Below are 16,130 nucleotides of genomic sequence, written 5' to 3'. Positions count from 1 at the left end.
CCCACGGCCCCACGGCCCACCCGAACCCAAAGGAGCGTCACGATGAATCCGAAACCTGCCGCACGGTCACCCCGCGCGTATGTCACGGCTGGCCTGGCCAGCATGATGGGTACCACCATCGAGTGGTACGACTTTTTCCTCTACGGCACCGCTGCCGCGCTGATCTTCAACAAGATCTTCTTTCCCGCATTCGATCCGCTGACGGGCACGCTGGCGGCGTTTGCCACCTACTCGGTGGGCTTTTTCGCGCGGCCGCTCGGCGGCATCGTGTTCGGCCACTTTGGCGACAAGGTGGGCCGCAAGTCGATGCTGCTGATCACGCTGTTCATGATGGGAATTCCCACCATCCTGATCGGCCTGATTCCGTCCTACGACAGCATCGGCTACTGGGGTGCGGTGCTGCTGGTGCTGCTGCGCTTGCTGCAGGGCATTGCGGTAGGCGGCGAGTGGGGTGGCGCCGTGCTGATGGCGGTGGAACATGCGCCCGAAGGCAAGAAGGGGTTCTTCGGCAGCCTGCCGCAGGCCGGCGTGGCGCCGGGGCTGGTGCTGTCGTCGCTGGCCATGGGCATGGTGGCGGCATTGCCCGAGCACGACATGCTGACCTGGGGCTGGCGCGTACCGTTCCTGGCCAGCGTGGTGCTGCTGGCCGTGGGCTGGTTCATCCGCGCCCGCGTGGGCGAATCGCCGGACTTCGAGCAGATGCAGAAGAAGGGCGATGACGTGGAGATGCCTGCGCTGGTGGTGCTGCGCCGCTATCCCCGCCAGGTGCTGGCGGTGGTGGGCGGCCGGCTGGCCGAGGTGACGTGGTTCTACACGACGGTCACGTTCGCGCTGGCCTATGCCACCGGCACGCTAGGCATACCGAAGACGGTGATGCTCGATGCCACGGTATGGGGCGCGGCAATCTCGCTGTTCACGATGCCGCTGTTCGGCATGCTGGGCGACCGCATCGGCTTCAAGTGGGTGTTCATGGCCGGGACGATCGGCATCCTGGTGTTCGCGCCGCAGTTCTTCGCACTGCTGCAGACGCTCGATCCCGGCAAGATCACCGTGGCACTGGCGATTGCCATCGGGCTGGTCTACGCGTGCCTGTACGGGCCGGAAGGCAGCCTGTTCTCGGCGCAGTTCCCGGCCGAAGTACGCTACAGCGGCATCTCGATCGCGGTGCAGGTGTCCGGCGCCATCGGCGGCGGGCTGGCGCCGATCGTGGCAACGTCGCTGCTGAAGTACGGCGGCGGCAGTCCCACCTACATCGTCTGGTATCTCGGCGCACTGAGCGTGATCGCGTTCGTCAGCGCGGCCTGCATGCGTGAAGTGACGGTTGCATCGCCGCAATTGTCGCCGGTCCCGGGCAAGCGGGTCTGAACGGCAATGCGGAGCGCGTCCCTCGAAGGGCGCGCTCCGCAGCTTCTGCAACTGGCAGAAAACATGGGCCGAATGACCTTTACCGGCACGGGCCAAGCTCCTACTATCTGACCGGTCAAATAAGGTTGGACATAGCAGGGTGCAGGACGATCAGCAGGACGGCGGCCGCGAAGGCCAGCCACGCGGCGGGGACGCTTTCCTGCGTCCCGTGGCCGCGAGTTACACCGGAATCATGGCATTCATGGCGGTCGCCAGCGAAGGCAGCTTTGCCAAGGCGGGAGACCGGCTCGGCATCGGCCGCTCGGCGGTCAGCCGCAACGTGCAGAAGCTCGAAGCCTATCTGGGCACGCGGCTGTTCCTGCGCAGTACCCGGCTGACCCGGTTGACCAGCGAGGGCCAGCGCTTCCTGGACAACTGCCAGCAGGGCGTGACCCATATCCAGCAGGCCATCGACGACATGCTCGAACTGCGGCGCGGGCCGCCGCGCGGGCCGCTACGCATCGTTTCGAGCGTGGCGTTTGGCCGGGCGATGGTGGCACCGCTACTCGACCCCTTCCAGCGGCGCTATCCGGGCATCGTGCTGGATCTGCGCCTCGACGACGACTGCGCAGACTTCGTTGCGCAGCGCATCGACGTATGCTTCCGGCATGGCAGGCTCGAGGATTCGAGCATCATCGCCCGGCAACTGGTATCGACCCGCATGGTTCTCTGCGCCGCGCCGGCCTACGTGGCGCAGTTCGGCATGCCGCAATCGCCCGACGAGTTGGCCGAGCATCGCTGCATCAACGCACGGGGCGCGAACGGGCGGTTGGTGGAGTGGGAGTTCCGCATGGTCGACCGCATCCATCGCGTACTGCCCGAGGCGAGCCTGGTGTTCAACGATTCCGGCCTTGCGCTCGATGCCGTGCTCGACGGCCGGGGCATGGCGCAACTGCCGTGCTACCAGGTAGCCGACCACATCGCCAGCGGACATCTCAAGGTGGTGATGGCGGACTACCTGCCCGATCCGGTGGTGCACTACATCTGCTACCCGAGCCGCCAGCACCTGCCGGCCCGGATACGCGTCTTCATCGACTTCATCGCCGAGCACATCCCGCGCGCGGCATTTCAATTGCCAATCGAGTAGCGCTGCGCCCCGGACATCTAGCGCAGCGCCTTCTGCACCGCGCTGACCGCGATGGCCAGCACGGCCACCATGGCGAGTCCCCGGAAGTGGTCGAGGTTGGCGAGCAGCACCGACTGCTGCGTCAGCATCTGCGCGATCTGCGCCAGGGCGGCGTCGGCCGCGCGGGCCGGGTCCATCGAGGCCGAGAGCACCGCGGTGATGCGCGCGTGAACCTCCTGGAAGTGCGGGTTGCCGGGATGGATCTCGCCCTGCAGCCGGGTGTAGTGCCAGACCGTGAGCCATTGCTGGCCCACCGTGGCCAGCATGACCCCGAGCGCCTTGCCCACTTCGCCCATCATGTTCTTGGTCTGCTGGGCATGCGAGAAGACGGATTCGTCGCGTCCGAGCGCCATGAACGTGTGCATTGCCGTGGTGGGCATCATGGTCATGATGAAAACGCCATACAGCCCCAGCGCGGGCAGCACGTGCAGCCAGGGATCGGGCGCGGGTGGCAGGCGGCTCAGCAGCCATGCCGACGCGGCAAGCGCGGCGAAGCCCGTCATGAAGTACTTGCGGGGCCCGGGCCAGCGCGGCAGCATCCGCGACATGGCCACCCACGTCAGCACGCCGCCCGCCAGCCCCAGCGCGAACAGGTTGCCGGTGGTGCTCCACGAGTATCCCAGCGAGCGTTGCATGACCAGCGGCAGCAGGTAACCATTCGACCCCAGCGTCATGTAGCAGAACGTGAACAGTGCGAGTCCGGCCAGATAGCGCGGTTCCACCAGGCTGCCCAGCTTCAGCAGGGGGCGGGCGCTGCGGGTCTCGGCCCAGATGAAGCCGCCCAGTGCCGCCACGCCGGCCAGGGCGCCGAGCACTAGTCCGAGCCGGTTGGCGTAGAAATCGTAGTAGGAGCGTTGCAGCACGTAGAGCAGCAGGAAGCTGCCAGCGGCCAGCGCCACCAGCCGCAGCGGATGGGCGCCGGAGCGTTGCCCGGCCGGGACCTTGTCGGCCGGCAGCACGTGCGTGGCCGCCAGCATCGCCAGCACGGCGGCGGCGGTCAGCCAGAAGATCATCGGCCAGCGGTCCGCCGACACGATGGTGGCCGCCAGCCATGGCGCCGAGGCCAGTCCGCAGCAGACGCCCGACGCCAGCGCCGTGATGCCGTGGATGCGGCCCGGCCCCGGTGGTATCAGGTTTACCGCCAGGCGCGCCGACGTCATCATGCCCGCGCAGCCAACCGCCATGACCATGCGACCGGCCAGCAGCGTCTCGTAGCTCCACGCGGTGCCGCACGCCATCGCCCCCACCGCGGCGATGCCCAGCGCACCGCGCACATAGCCGCGCCAGCCCAGCCGTTCCACGCACCAGCGCTGCAGTGCGATGCCGACGATGGCAATGCTGGCGTAGGCGGCGGCGATGAGGCTGAACTCCTCGGGACTGGCGCCGATCTCGCCCATGATCGGGCCGGCGGCAAAGGACACCATGCCGTTCTGGATGAAATCGATCGCCGTCAGTGCGCCGATCAGGAGCAGAAGCAAAGGGTTGGGCATGGCGTTACAGGTTCTCCTGGACGATACGCTCCACCAGCGCGTCGGCGCGGGCCAGTTCGTCGGCAAAGACCGTGGTGCGGTACTGCTGCGCGGCATCGTTGATGGCGACCAGACGCTTGCCATCGCGCGAGCGTGTGTCAACCGACGCCTTCATCGACAGCCCGATCTGCAGCGGATGGGCGGCGACCTCGGCGGGATCGAGCGCAATGCGTACCGGCACGCGCTGCACCACCTTGATCCAGTTGCCGGTGGCGTTCTGCGCGGGCAGCAGTGCGAAGGCGCTGCCGGTGCCGGCGTCCTGGCCCAGCACACGGCCGTTGAAGACCACGCTGTTGCCGTAGAGGTCGGTCGTCAGCCTGACCGGCTGCCCCACGCGAATGTCGCGCAACTGCGATTCCTTGAGGTTGGCGGTGACCCAGAGCTGTTCGAGCGGCACCACCGACATCATCGGCACCCCGGCACCGACGCGCTGGCCCACCTGTACCGAGCGCTTCGTCACCACCCCGCCAACCGGCGCGGCGATCCGCGTGCGCGTGAGGGCCACGCTGGCGTGCCGCAATTGCGAGGCGGCGGCCAGCACATCGGGATGCGAGGCCACCGAGGTACGCTCGACTACCGCCTGGTTGCGCCTCAACTGCTCGTTGGCCACGGCCAGCGAGGCCTGCGCGCTGCGGATGGCATGCCGCGCATGCACCAGTTCCTCGCCCGAGATGGCGCCATTGGTCACCAGCGCCGAACGCCGCGCCATGTCTTCCCGGGCGCGCGCCAGGTCGACACTGCGCAGTTCCACGGTAGCCCGGTCCTGCCGTGCTGCGGCAAACTGGCCGCGAACCAGCCGCACGGTGCGCGCCAGTTGCGCCTGCGCGGCGGCTTCCGCCACCTGCGCGTCGACGCCATTGAATTCCACGAGCAGCTCGCCGGCGGCGACGAGGTCGGTGTTGTCCGCAAGAATGGCCGTCACCACGCCACTGACCTGCGGCGTGACCTGCACCACGTTGCCCTCGACGTAGGCGTCCTCGGTCGATACCCAGTGCCGTCCGTGCTGCCACCAGTAGACGGCCGCGCCAGCCACCGCGAGGGTGCCCAGTGATACGGCGAGGGCGATGCGTAGCGGTCGCCGGCGGGGCGGCGCGGGCACGGCTGCCGCGATGGCCGGCCTGTTCTCGGTGGGGGCGTTCATGAAGGATTCCTTTGGGTGAGGCGCGCGCCGCCGGTATTCGTGGTTTCCCCGTAACCGCCGCCCAGCGCGCGCACCAGTTCGAGATGCAGCGCATGGGCCTGCGTGTCGAGGTCGATCAGCAACTGCTTCTGCTGCAGCACCTGTCCTTCGGCGGACAGAACCTGCAGATAGTTGCCGACACCGTGCCGGTAGCGCGACAGCGCAAGGTCGTACGCCTCCTGGGTCAACTGCAGCGACAGTCGTTGCTCGCCGGTGCGCGTCTCCAGCCAGCCCAGCGCCACCAGCTGGTTGACCACGTCGTGCAGCGCCGTGACCAGCGTGGCGTTGTACTGCTCCACGGCGGCGTCGTACTCCGCATGCCGCACGCCAAGGTTGGCGCGTAGTCGGCCGCCGTCGAAGACCGGCAGCGAGAGCGCCGGCCCGATGCCCAGCGTCCGGCTGCCCGCCGTGAAGAGATCCGACAGGCTCAGGCTCTGCAGGCCCGCGAATGCCGTGAGGCTGATGTTGGGATAGAACTGCGCGCGAGCCGCCTTGATATCCTGCGCGGCGGCTTCCACGCGCCAGCGCTGCGCCACCACATCAGGACGCCGGCCAATCAGTTCGGCCGGCACGTCGGTCGGCACGGCAGCGGAGAAGTGACGCTGCAGCCGTGGCGGTGCGATGTCGCGGCCGGCATCGGGGCCTTTCCCGGCCAGTGCGGCAAGCTGGTTCTGCGTCAGGGCAATCACTTCGTCAATGGCCGCGATCCGTTCGCGGGTCACGGGCAGCGCTGCCTCGGCCTGCTTCATGTCGAGGCGCGAGTCGAGCTGGGCCGCCACGCGGTGCTGGATCAGCGCCAGCGTGTCCTGCCGCTGGCGATAGGTCTCGGTGGCCAGCGCGCGCAGCGCGTGCGCCGCATCGAGCTTCAGGTAGGTACGTACCACGGACGTGGTGAGCATCAGTTCGGCCGCCTGGTACTCCACTTCGGCGGCGCGGGCGCGGTCCAGTGCCGCTTCGAACGTGGCGCGGTTGCGGCCCCAGAAGTCGAGTTCGTAGCCAAGGCCGATCACCACGTCGCTGTTCCACTTCCAGCTGCCGGCCAGCGGCGGAGGGACGGCACCGTTCTCGCTGAAGCGCTGGCGCGTGGTGCGCGCATTGAGGCTGGCCTGCGGGAACAGCCGCGCTTCGGCCTGGCTGGTCAGCGCCTGCGCCTGGCGCACACGCGCCGCCGCCACGCCCAACGTTGGCTGGTTGGCCAGCGCGGTGTCCACGAGCGTGTCGAGCTGGGGATCGCCGAAGTCGCGCCACCAGGCACGCGCCGGCCAGGCGGCTGGCGTGGCGGGCACGTGGCGCAGGCTGGCTGACGCGGCCAGCGCGTCGGCATCGTCGAGCGTGGCGCGGGTTGCGAGCCCGCCCATGCTGGCACAGGCTGACAACAGCAGGGCCGGCACCGACCACGCGACGCGTTGCGCGAGCGCTCCGGCCCGCTTGCTGGGGGAATCCTTCATTGCTGCCTCTCCACTACCGTGTCCGTCATGGCGAAAGCCCCATGACGGCGTTGTGAAGAAGGCTAGCTGCCGCGGTGGCCGGGCGGAAGACACCCGCGCCTGGACATGGTGTTGCCGTGAGGGCACCAATGCGCGCGGGCGGCCGCGCCAGCGGTCAGCCGTTCGGGCCGCGTGCGAGGATCTTGTACAGATGCGAGCGCGAGATCCGCAACTGCGCGGCGGCGCGCTTCTTGTTGCCGTCGTGACGGGCGATGGCGTCGAGCACGGCCGCATGGGCCAGCTCGCGCATGCCGGCGTCGGGGGCGTGGGCCGCCGGCGCGGCCGACGCCGGGGCGGGTGCCGGTTGCGCCGCGGCGTCCGGTGCCGGGCTCACGGCATTGTCGATCTCCGAGGTGGGCAGCCGGCGCGCCGCCTCGCCCCGGGCGAAGTCGGCCACGCGCAGGATCTGGCCGTCGCAGAACACCAGGGCTTCCTCCACGCGTTGGCGCAACTGGCGCACATTGCCCGGCCACGGCTGGCCGGCGAGATGGCGCGCCACATCGTGCTCGATGCGGGGCGGCGGCATGCGATTGCGTGCGCAGAACGCCTCGACGAAATGCTGCAATAGCGCGGGGATGTCCTCGCGCCGCTGCCGCAGCGCGGGAATGCGCAGCACCACGCCGCTGAGCCGGTAGTAGAGATCGAGCCGGAAGCGCCCGGCGTCGATCAGTTCGGAGATATCGCGATTGGTGGCGGACACAAGCCGGAACTCCACACGCTGGGCGCGGCGGCTGCCGAGCCGTTCGACCATGTGGTCTTCCAGCACGCGCAGCAGCTTGACCTGCATTTCCATCGGGATATCGGCCACTTCGTCGAGAAAGACGGTGCCGCCCGCCGCCTGTTCGAGCTTGCCTGCCTGCCCCTGCCGCTGGCTGCCCGTGAACGCCCCGGGTGCGTAGCCGAACAGCTCCGATTCGATCAGCGTGGCGGGCAGCGCCGCAAGGTTGAGGCTGACCAGCGGACGTGCCGCGTCACCGGCGTCGCTGCCGGCGGCATGGATCGCCCGCGCCACCAGTTCCTTGCCCGTGCCGCTCTCTCCGAGGATCAGCACCGGCACGTCGAGCCGCGCCACGGTCTGGATCTCGCGCCGCAGCCGCTGCATCGGGGCGCTCTCGCCGATCAGGCCCAGCGCGGGCGGCTCGCCGCGCAGGCCGCTGAACTCCCGCTGGTAGCGGGCCACCTCCGAGCGCAGCGCCGAGAGTTCCTCGTGCATGCGCACCAGCGCCTCGGGCCCCTTGAACATGACCTGGCCGATGGCGCCCACTACCTCGCCGTGCTCGCGGATCGGGATGCGGTTCACCACGCGCGTCGCACCGTTGAACTGCTGCAACTGCCCGATCTCGGCCTTGCCCGTCGCCACCACGTGCGGCAGGCGCGAGTTGGGAATGACCTCGGCGGCAGGGCGGCCGATACCGGCGCCCGCCTCCAGCCCGAGGAATTTCTCGTGGACGGGGCTCAGGAAGCGCACCTGTCCATTGCGGTCCACCACGGTCACGGCCTGATACGGGCCGTTGAGGAAATAGTCGAGGATGGCGCCCGCGAACGGCACGCTACGCAGGAAATCGAGCAGCACGGTCTCGGCCCCGGCGCGGTGCAGCACGAGGAGCCGGCACGCGTCGTCCTCGAAGCCGAGCCCGAGATAGTGCTGGCCGCCGGCCGCCACGGGGAACAGTGCGCGGGCGGGATCGGTTCTGGCTGCGTGCTGCCAGGCGGCATCCGCCGCAGCGGCAACGGCTGGGTCGGAACAGATGCCGAAGCTGGCGGGCGGGGCACCGGGCGCGCCAAAAACCAGCACGCCCAGCGCCGTCGGTGGTGTTGTCACTGAGGACACCGTGTCTCCTTGCGTGTCCCCGGTGAGGACATCTATATGTCGTTATGGAGGACATCTTAGCGGCGCCCCATCGATTTCTCAATCGAATCAATGGCAGGAGCGCCTGGCATGACTCGTGCGGTACATGTCGCAAACCATCTGACGCGACGAAAGAGAGACACATGAGTTGGCAGCCTGAAGTCGATGAACTGGCGTACCGCAGGCGCCTGGCCGCGCGCATGGGTGGCGAAGACAAGGTCGAACGCCATCGGGCGGCCGGCAAACTCACGGTGCGAGAGCGTATCGGGCAGCTTGCCGACGCGGCGTCATTCCGCGAAGTGGGCGGGCTCAGCGGCAGCGGCCGCTATGACAGCAACGGGCGGCTGGTGGACCTGATTCCGTCGAATCTCGTCATGGGCCGCGCCAGCATCGACGGCAGGCCCGTGGTGCTGGTCGGGGATGATTTCACGGTACGGGGCGGTGCCAACGATGGCGCGGTGGGCGACAAGCTCGTGCACGCCGAGAAAATGGCGCGCGAACTGCGCCTGCCGATGATCCGGCTGGTCGACGGCACGGGCGGCGGCGGGTCGGTGCGCAATATCGAGATCAAGGGCCATACGCTGATTCCGACGATGCGCGTCTGGCAGCACGTGGTCGAGAACATGGCGGCGGTGCCGGTGGTGTCGCTGGCGCTGGGCTCGGTGGCCGGCATGGGCGCCGCGCGGGTGGCGGCCAGCCACTACTCCGTGATGGTCAGGGAGACCTCGCAACTGTTCAACGAGGGGCCGCTGTCGGTCGTGGCGCGCGTGGGGCAGACCGTGACCAAGCACGAGCTCGGTGGCAGCCAGGTACACACGCGCAATGGCGTGGTCGATGACGAGGTACCCACGGAGCAGGAAGCGTTTGCGCGGGCACGGCGCTTCCTGTCGTACCTGCCGGCGTCGGTGCATGACCTGCCGTCGCGCCTTGCGCCCACCGACGATCCCGCGCGGCGTGACGAGTGGCTGCTCGCGGCCATCCCGCGCGACCCACGCGCCGACTATGCCATTCGCCCGATCCTCGAAGCACTGGTCGATCGGGACTCGTTCTTCGAGACAGGCCGGCAATGGGGCGGCGCGGTGGTGACGGGGCTGGCACGGCTCGATGGCTGGCCGGTGGCCGTGATTGCCAGCGACCCGTCGTGCCACGGTGGCAGTTGGGACAACGCCAGCGCCGACAAATTCACGCGCTTCGTCGATCTCGCGCAGACGTTCCACCTGCCGGTCGTCAATCTGGTCGACACGCTGGGGCTGCAGGTGGGCATCGAAGCCGAGGCGGCCGGCGTGATGCGTCAGGGCGTGCGCGCGCTGGCTGCCGTCTACCAGACCACGGTGCCGTGGTGTTCGCTCCTGCTGCGCCGCGCCTACGGGGTGGCAGCGGCCGGCCACCAGCACATGGGGCGCTTCAACTTCCGCTACGCGTGGCCGTCCGCCAACTGGGGCGCGCTGCCCATCGAGGGCGGGCTCGACGTGGCTTACAAGGCCGAGATCGAAGGCGCGGATGACCCTGTGCAGAAACGTGCCGAAATCGAACAGCGCGTGCGCAGCCTGACCTCGCCATTCCGCAGCGCGGAAGCGTTCGTCATCGAAGACATCATCGACCCGCGCGACACCCGCGCGCTGCTGTGCGAGTTCGCCAACCTGGCGGCGCCGTTACGCGAGGCCGGACCGACCCGCTTCGGCATCCGGCCCTGACCGCGCCCCGGCGAGACCAACACAATGACAACGAGGAGACCACGGAATTGAAAAAGCTCTTGATCGCCAATCGGGGCGAGATTGCATTGCGCGTGATTCGCGCGGCGCGCGATCTCGGTATCGGCACGGTGGCCGTGTATTCGCAGGACGACGCCAGCGCGCTGCACCGGGTGCTGGCTGACGAGGCGGTGGCGCTGGAAGCCGCCGGCCCCGCTGCCTATATTGATATCGCCGCGATCGTCGCCGCCGGCAAGGCCACGGGCTGTGACGCGGTGCATCCCGGCTACGGCTTCCTGAGCGAGCGGGCCGATTTCGCCGAAGCCTGCCTGGCCGCTGGCATCGGCTTCGTCGGCCCCGACATCGAACACCTGGCCCTGTTCGGCGACAAGGGCCGCGCGCTGGAACTGGCCGCGCAGAGCGACGTGCCGGTGATGCCCGCCACGCGCGGCAATGCGTCGCTCGAAGAGATCACCGGGTTCTTCGATGCCCAAGGCGGGGCGGGCGTGGTCATCAAGGCCGTGGGCGGCGGCGGCGGGCGCGGCATGCGTGTGGTACGGCGCCGCGAGGAACTGGCCGAAGCGTATGCACGGTGCCGCTCGGAGGCGGCTTCCGCCTTCGGTATCGACGCGCTGTACGCCGAGCGGCTGGTCGTGCGGGCCCGCCATATCGAGGTGCAGATTGCCGGCGACGGCACGCACGTCATTGCGCTGGGCGAGCGCGACTGCACGTTGCAGCGGCGCTTCCAGAAGCTCGTCGAGATCGCGCCGAGCCCTGTGCTGCAGCCGGCGCTGCGCGAGGCAATTCTCCGCGCCGCGCTGCGGCTGGCCCGGCGCGTCAACTACCGCAGCCTGGGCACCTTCGAGTTCCTGGTGGAAGAGACCGAGGCGGGCGAGCAGAAGGGGTTCGTGTTCATCGAGGCCAATCCGCGCCTGCAGGTCGAACATACGATCACCGAGCAGGTCACCGGCGTCGATCTCGTGGCGTTGCAATTGAGCGTGGCCGCCGGCGGCACGCTCGCCGATGCCGGGCTGGACCCCGCCGCGCCGCCGCAACCGCGCGGCTTTGCCATCCAGGCGCGGATCAATGCGGAGACGACCGACGCACAGGGGCTGGCGCGCCCGGCACACGGCCGGCTGGAGCGCTTCGATGTGCCGTCGGGGCCGGACGTGCGCGTGGATTCTCACGGCTATGCCGGCTACGCGCCGTCGCCGAACTTCGATACGCTGCTGGCCAAGCTGATCGTGCGTAGCACCGCGCCGCGTTTCGACGCCGCCGTTCGCCGGTTGCAGCGCAGCCTGGCCGAGTTCCGCATTGCCGGCGTACCGACCAATCTCGACCTGCTGCGCGCACTGGTGCAGCGCGACGACTTCCTGACGCAGGACGTTCATACGCGGCACTTCGAAGCCATCCTGCCCGAGCTGACTGCCGCCGCGGCGGCGCTTGCCGACGCCGACCGCGCCCAGCAGGCGCTGTTCAACGGCGCCGCGCGGCCCCATGCCACGACACCGCAACCCGCGCATCCCGAGGAGACGGTTGACGAAGGGCTGGTAGCCGTCCGCGCTCCGCTGACCGGCCGTGTGGTGGACATCGCCGTGCAACTGAACGACGTGGTCAGGCCCGGCCAGACCGTCGCCGTGCTCGACGCGATGAAGATGGAGCACGCGATTGCCGCCGCGTGCAGCGGCCGCGTGGTGGATCTCCGGCTCGACAAAGGCGCCATGGCGTCGGAGAACCAGATCCTGATCGTGATCGAGCAGGCCGAGGGCGACGGCGTGTCCGTGGATGCCACACGCAAGGTGGACCGGCAGGCGATCCGTGCCGACCTGCAGCGCGTGCTCGACCGCCATGCCTACCTTGAGGATGCCCAGCGGCCGCAGGCCGTGGCGCGCCGCCGCTCGCGCGGGCAGCGCACGGCGCGCGAGAACGTGGCCGACCTTTGCGATGCGGACAGCTTCGTCGAGTATGGCGGGCTGGCGCTGGCCGCGCAGGCATCGCGCCGCGCGCACCAGGACCTCGTGGAGAACACGCCCGCTGACGGATTGATCACAGGCATCGGCAACGTCAACGGCGAACTGGTCGGCCGCGAACACGCGCGCAGCGCGGTGATGGCCTACGACGCCACGGTAATGGCCGGCACACAAGGCAAGCGCAACCACATCAAGACCGACCGCATCGTGGAAGTGGCGCTGCGCGACGAATTGCCGCTGGTGCTGTTCGCCGAAGGCGGCGGCGGCCGGCCCGGCGATGTGGACTACCCCTCGGTGTCGGGCCTGTATCAACCCTCGTTCGCCGCGTTCGCCGAACTGAGCGGCAACGTGCCGGTGGTCGGCATCGTGTCGGGACGCTGCTTTGCCGGCAACGCCGCGTTCCTGGGCTGCTGCGACGTGATCATTGCCGACAAGTCGACCAATATCGGCATGGCGGGACCGGCCATGATCGAAGGCGGCGGCCTGGGCGTGTACCGCCCCGAAGACGTGGGGCCGGCAGCGGTGCAGTACGCCAATGGCGTGATCGACGTGCTCGTGGAGGACGAAGCCGAGGGCGTGCGCGTGGCACGGCACTACCTGTCGATGTTCCAGGGGCGCGTGGCGCAGTGGAGCGCGCCCGACCCGATCGACCTGCGCCATGTGGTGCCGGAGAACCGGCTGCGGGTCTACGACACGCGCAAGGCCATCGAGGGCATTGCCGATGTGGGCAGCGTGCTGCTGCTGCGCGGCGGCTTCGGCGCCGGTATCCACACGGCGCTGGCGCGCGTGGAAGGCCAGCCGGTGGGCATCATCGCCAACAACCCGTACCACCTGGGTGGCGCCATCGACGCCGACGCAGCCGACAAGGCGTCGCGCTTCATGCAACTCTGCGACGCGCACGGGCTGCCGATCGTGTCGCTGATCGATACGCCGGGGTTCATGGTCGGCCCGGAGGTGGAGGCTCGCGCGCAGGTGCGGCATGTCTCGCGCATGTTCCTGACGGCGGCCAAGCTGCGCGTGGCCCTGCTGGCAGTGACCCTGCGCAAGGGCTATGGGCTTGGCGCCATGGCGATGGCTGGCGGCGGCTTCCGTTCGGCAAGCTTCACGGTGTCGTGGCCGACGGGCGAATTTGGCCCGATGGGGCTGGAGGGCGCGGTACGGCTCGGGTTCAAGAAGGAGCTGGAGGCGGTGCCGGACGGCCCCGAGCGCAAGGCCCTGTTCGACCGCCTGGTGGCGCAGTCGTACGAGCGCGGCCACGCGATCAACACGGCAGCCGCCGTGGAGATCGACGCGGTCATCGATCCGGCCCAGACGCGCAAGTGGCTCGTGCAGGGCATCGCTTCGGCGGCGCTGCGCGGGGATCGGCCACGCCGCGGCTTCGTAGACGCCTGGTAGGCCGGGAGGACGCCATGACACCCAACCTTCCCGACCTGGACGGACTCGCGCTCGCCGGATTGCGGGTGCTGGAAATCGGCACCGGCCCGGCGCTGGCCTACGCCGGCAAGCTGTTCGCGGATTTCGGCGCGGAGGTCATCAAGGTGGAAAGCCCGGATGGCGACGCGTGGCGCGGCATGCCGCCGCTGGTGCCGCGGGCCGGATCGGCGCGGCAGGACAGCGCGCTGTTTGCCTGGCTCAATACGAACAAGCGCAGCGTCACCGCGCGCACCGACGAAGCATGGTTGACGCAGCTCGCCCAGACCTGCGATGTCGTGCTCGATGCCCGGGCGCTCGATGCCGGGTTGGCCGTGCTCGACGCGCCGGTGTGGCAGCCCGCCGGAGAGGCCGCCCCGCATCATGCGCCGATCGAGATCGTGCTGACCTGGTTCGGCGAGACCGGCCCATACCGCCACTACGCCGGTTCCGAGGCGGTGTGCCGCGCGCTGGCCGGCGCCGTGCACGGCAGCGGTCCCGTTGACGGGCCGCCGCATATGCCGCACGACCTGCAGAGTGCGATCGTCCTCGGCCTGACGAGTTTCTCGGCGGCCGTCGCCGCGTTGCTGGGCCGCCGGGACGGTAGCCGCCGCTACGTGCTGAGCGCCCATGAGGCGGTGTTCAGCGTGGTGGAGATGGAGGCCGGCATGGTGCAGGACAAGCGCCATCCGCTGCGCCGCCTGGGCGTGAACCGCTTCTGCGGCACGCATCCGGCCGGCATCTACGAGACCGCGCAAGGGTGGATCGGCATCTTCACGCACACGCTGCCGCAATGGCAGGCGCTTTGCCAGGCGATCGGGCGACCCGATCTGGCCGATGATCCGGGCTATGTGAACGGTCCCGAGCGCATGGCCCGCGCGGACGAGATCGATGCGCTGCTGAAGCCGGCCTTCCTGACACGCACCGCCGCCGAGTGGTTCCGGTTGCTCGGCGACCTGAAACATCCCGCGGTGCTGGTGCCGACCATGGAGGAGCTGCTGCAGCAGGCCGTGCATCGCGAGCGCGGGGCCTTCGTGCCGGTGGAAGTCGACGGGAGCCGCTTCGAAGGGCCGGTGGTGCCGCTGCGGCTCGATGCGGCCGGGCCGCTGGCCGGCGGTACGGCGCCGATGCTGGGCCAGCACGACGCGTTCTATCGCGGCGCGGGGCTCGACCGCGCGCCGCAGCCGGCGTTGCGGCGGGCGCGGGCCGGCAAGCTGCCGCTCGAAGGTGTTCGCGTGATCGACCTGACGATGGGCTGGGCGGGGCCGCTGGCGTCGCGCACGCTGGCGGATTTTGGTGCCGAAGTCATCAAGGTGGAGAGCACGGGCTACCCGGACTGGTGGCGTGGCGCGCATTTCACGGAACAGTTCTACCGCGAACGGCTGTACGAGAAGAACACCAACTTCAACCTGATGAACCGCAACAAGCGCGGCATCACGCTGGACCTGACGCGGCCCGAAGGCAAGGCGCTGCTGCTCGACCTGGTGGCGCAGGCCGATGCGGTGATCGAGAACTACTCCGCCGAGGTCTTGCCGAAGCTCGGCCTCGACTACGCCGCGCTGCGGGCGCGCAATGAACGGCTTGTGATGGTATCGATGCCGGCATTCGGCCTCGGCAATGCCTGGAGCAACACGCGCGCCTATGGCGGCACGCTCGAACAGGCCAGCGGCCTGCCGCTCTATACCGGGCATCCGGACGGGCCGCCGGCCATGACCTCGTATGCCTATGGTGATCCGGTTGGCGGCCTCAATGCGGGCGCGGCCATCCTGCTGGCGCTGTTCGACCAGCAAGCCACGGGCAAGGGCCGCCACGTCAATTTGTCGCAGGTCGAGGCCATGCTGTCGATGGCCGCTCCGTTCATCGTCTCGCAGTCGGCGTCGGGCGGCGTGCCGGCACGCCATGGCAACCGCCATCCGGTCAACACTCCGCATGGCTGCTTCCGCTGCGCCGGAGACGACGCGTGGGTGGTGGTCGACGTGACGGACGACACCTGGCCCGGCCTGTGCCGCGCGCTGGCGCGTGGTGACCTCGCGGCGGACGCCGGTCTCGCAAACGCCACCGGCAGGAGGGCGCATGAGCGCCGGATCGGCGCGGTGATCGACGAATGGTGCGCGACGCTGGACGCCGATGAGGCGATGTGTCGGCTGCAGGCCGCCGGCGTGGCGGCAGGCGTGGTGCGCCCGATGTGGCAGGTGCTGGAAGACCCGCATCTGGCCGCGCGTGGCTTCTGGCGCGTGCTCGAACGGGCGCACGGCGGCGCCTACACCGCCAGCACGGCCTGGTTCCGGGAGACAGCCGAGGCAATGCCGGTGCGATGTCCGGCGCCGACGCTCGGCCAGCATACCGACGAGGTGCTGGCCCGCGTGCTCGGGCTGGGCGGGCAGCGGCTTGCCGAACTCGCATCGCAGGACATCACGGGCCAGGTGGCGCGGCGCAAGACCTCGGGAAGCGCTCGCAACGCGGGCTGACGCGCGCTTCGCCATC

General features: G+C 69.2%; 9 protein-coding genes. 5 read left to right on the top strand and 4 right to left on the bottom strand.

All coding sequences use genetic code 11. The annotated features are described in order from the left end of the window. Positions 1–42: 42 nt before the first annotated feature. Positions 43–1,365, top strand: a complete 1,323-nt coding sequence (locus tag EV147_RS12800) for an MFS transporter (RefSeq protein WP_130391550.1) — start codon at positions 43–45, stop codon at positions 1,363–1,365. Positions 1,366–1,504: 139 nt separating this feature from the next. Then, positions 1,505–2,491 carry a LysR family transcriptional regulator gene (locus EV147_RS12795; protein ID WP_407923226.1) on the top strand — a complete coding sequence of 329 codons (987 nt, stop codon included), beginning with the start codon at positions 1,505–1,507 and terminating at the stop codon, positions 2,489–2,491. 17 nt (positions 2,492–2,508) lie between these two features. Here EV147_RS12795 and EV147_RS12790 read toward each other — a convergent pair whose 3' ends face one another. From EV147_RS12790 to EV147_RS12775, 4 genes are all read right to left on the bottom strand, one after another. Continuing rightward, positions 2,509–4,020, bottom strand: coding sequence for an MFS transporter (locus EV147_RS12790; RefSeq protein WP_130391549.1), 1,512 nt, complete (start codon positions 4,018–4,020; stop codon positions 2,509–2,511). 4 nt (positions 4,021–4,024) lie between these two features. Further along, entirely contained in the window at positions 4,025–5,200 is a 1,176-nt protein-coding gene (locus EV147_RS12785) for an HlyD family secretion protein (RefSeq protein ID WP_130391548.1), read from the bottom strand. Next, positions 5,197–6,687: an efflux transporter outer membrane subunit gene (locus EV147_RS12780; protein ID WP_130391547.1), complete on the bottom strand. Its 1,491-nt coding sequence runs from the start codon at positions 6,685–6,687 to the stop codon at positions 5,197–5,199. The genes EV147_RS12785 and EV147_RS12780 overlap by 4 nt, the downstream gene beginning before the upstream one ends. A gap of 154 nt (positions 6,688–6,841) precedes the next feature. Beyond that, positions 6,842–8,557 carry a sigma-54 interaction domain-containing protein gene (locus EV147_RS12775; protein WP_130391546.1) on the bottom strand — a complete coding sequence of 572 codons (1,716 nt, stop codon included), beginning with the start codon at positions 8,555–8,557 and terminating at the stop codon, positions 6,842–6,844. 161 nt (positions 8,558–8,718) lie between these two features. Here EV147_RS12775 and EV147_RS12770 point away from each other — a divergent pair, with 161 nt between their 5' ends. Genes EV147_RS12770 through EV147_RS12760 form a run of 3 tightly spaced genes read left to right on the top strand, consistent with a single transcriptional unit; the run spans position 8,719 to position 16,114 of the window. After that, on the top strand, positions 8,719–10,269 hold the full coding sequence (locus EV147_RS12770; RefSeq protein WP_130391545.1) for an acyl-CoA carboxylase subunit beta: 1,551 nt from the start codon (positions 8,719–8,721) through the stop codon (positions 10,267–10,269). A 47-nt stretch (positions 10,270–10,316) separates the two neighbouring features. Next, positions 10,317–13,631 carry an acetyl-CoA carboxylase family protein gene (locus EV147_RS12765; protein ID WP_130391544.1) on the top strand — a complete coding sequence of 1,105 codons (3,315 nt, stop codon included), beginning with the start codon at positions 10,317–10,319 and terminating at the stop codon, positions 13,629–13,631. A gap of 14 nt (positions 13,632–13,645) precedes the next feature. After that, positions 13,646–16,114, top strand: coding sequence for a CaiB/BaiF CoA transferase family protein (locus tag EV147_RS12760; protein WP_130391543.1), 2,469 nt, complete (start codon positions 13,646–13,648; stop codon positions 16,112–16,114). The last annotated feature ends 16 nt before the right edge of the window (positions 16,115–16,130 follow it).

This window comes from Cupriavidus agavae (assembly GCF_004217045.1).
Classification (GTDB): domain Bacteria; phylum Pseudomonadota; class Gammaproteobacteria; order Burkholderiales; family Burkholderiaceae; genus Cupriavidus; species Cupriavidus agavae.
This window is presented reverse-complemented; position numbering and strand designations above follow the sequence as displayed.

What these genes read in the sequence shown, in the direction of transcription:
- EV147_RS12800 (WP_130391550.1), top strand. Translation starts at nt 43, where the DNA reads ATGAATCCGAAACCTGCCGCACGGTCACCCCGCGCGTATGTCACGGCT.
- EV147_RS12790 (WP_130391549.1), bottom strand. Translation starts at nt 4,020, where the DNA reads ATGCCCAACCCTTTGCTTCTGCTCCTGATCGGCGCACTGACGGCGATC.
- EV147_RS12785 (WP_130391548.1), bottom strand. Translation starts at nt 5,200, where the DNA reads ATGAACGCCCCCACCGAGAACAGGCCGGCCATCGCGGCAGCCGTGCCC.
- EV147_RS12780 (WP_130391547.1), bottom strand. Translation starts at nt 6,687, where the DNA reads ATGAAGGATTCCCCCAGCAAGCGGGCCGGAGCGCTCGCGCAACGCGTC.
- EV147_RS12770 (WP_130391545.1), top strand. Translation starts at nt 8,719, where the DNA reads ATGAGTTGGCAGCCTGAAGTCGATGAACTGGCGTACCGCAGGCGCCTG.
- EV147_RS12760 (WP_130391543.1), top strand. Translation starts at nt 13,646, where the DNA reads ATGACACCCAACCTTCCCGACCTGGACGGACTCGCGCTCGCCGGATTG.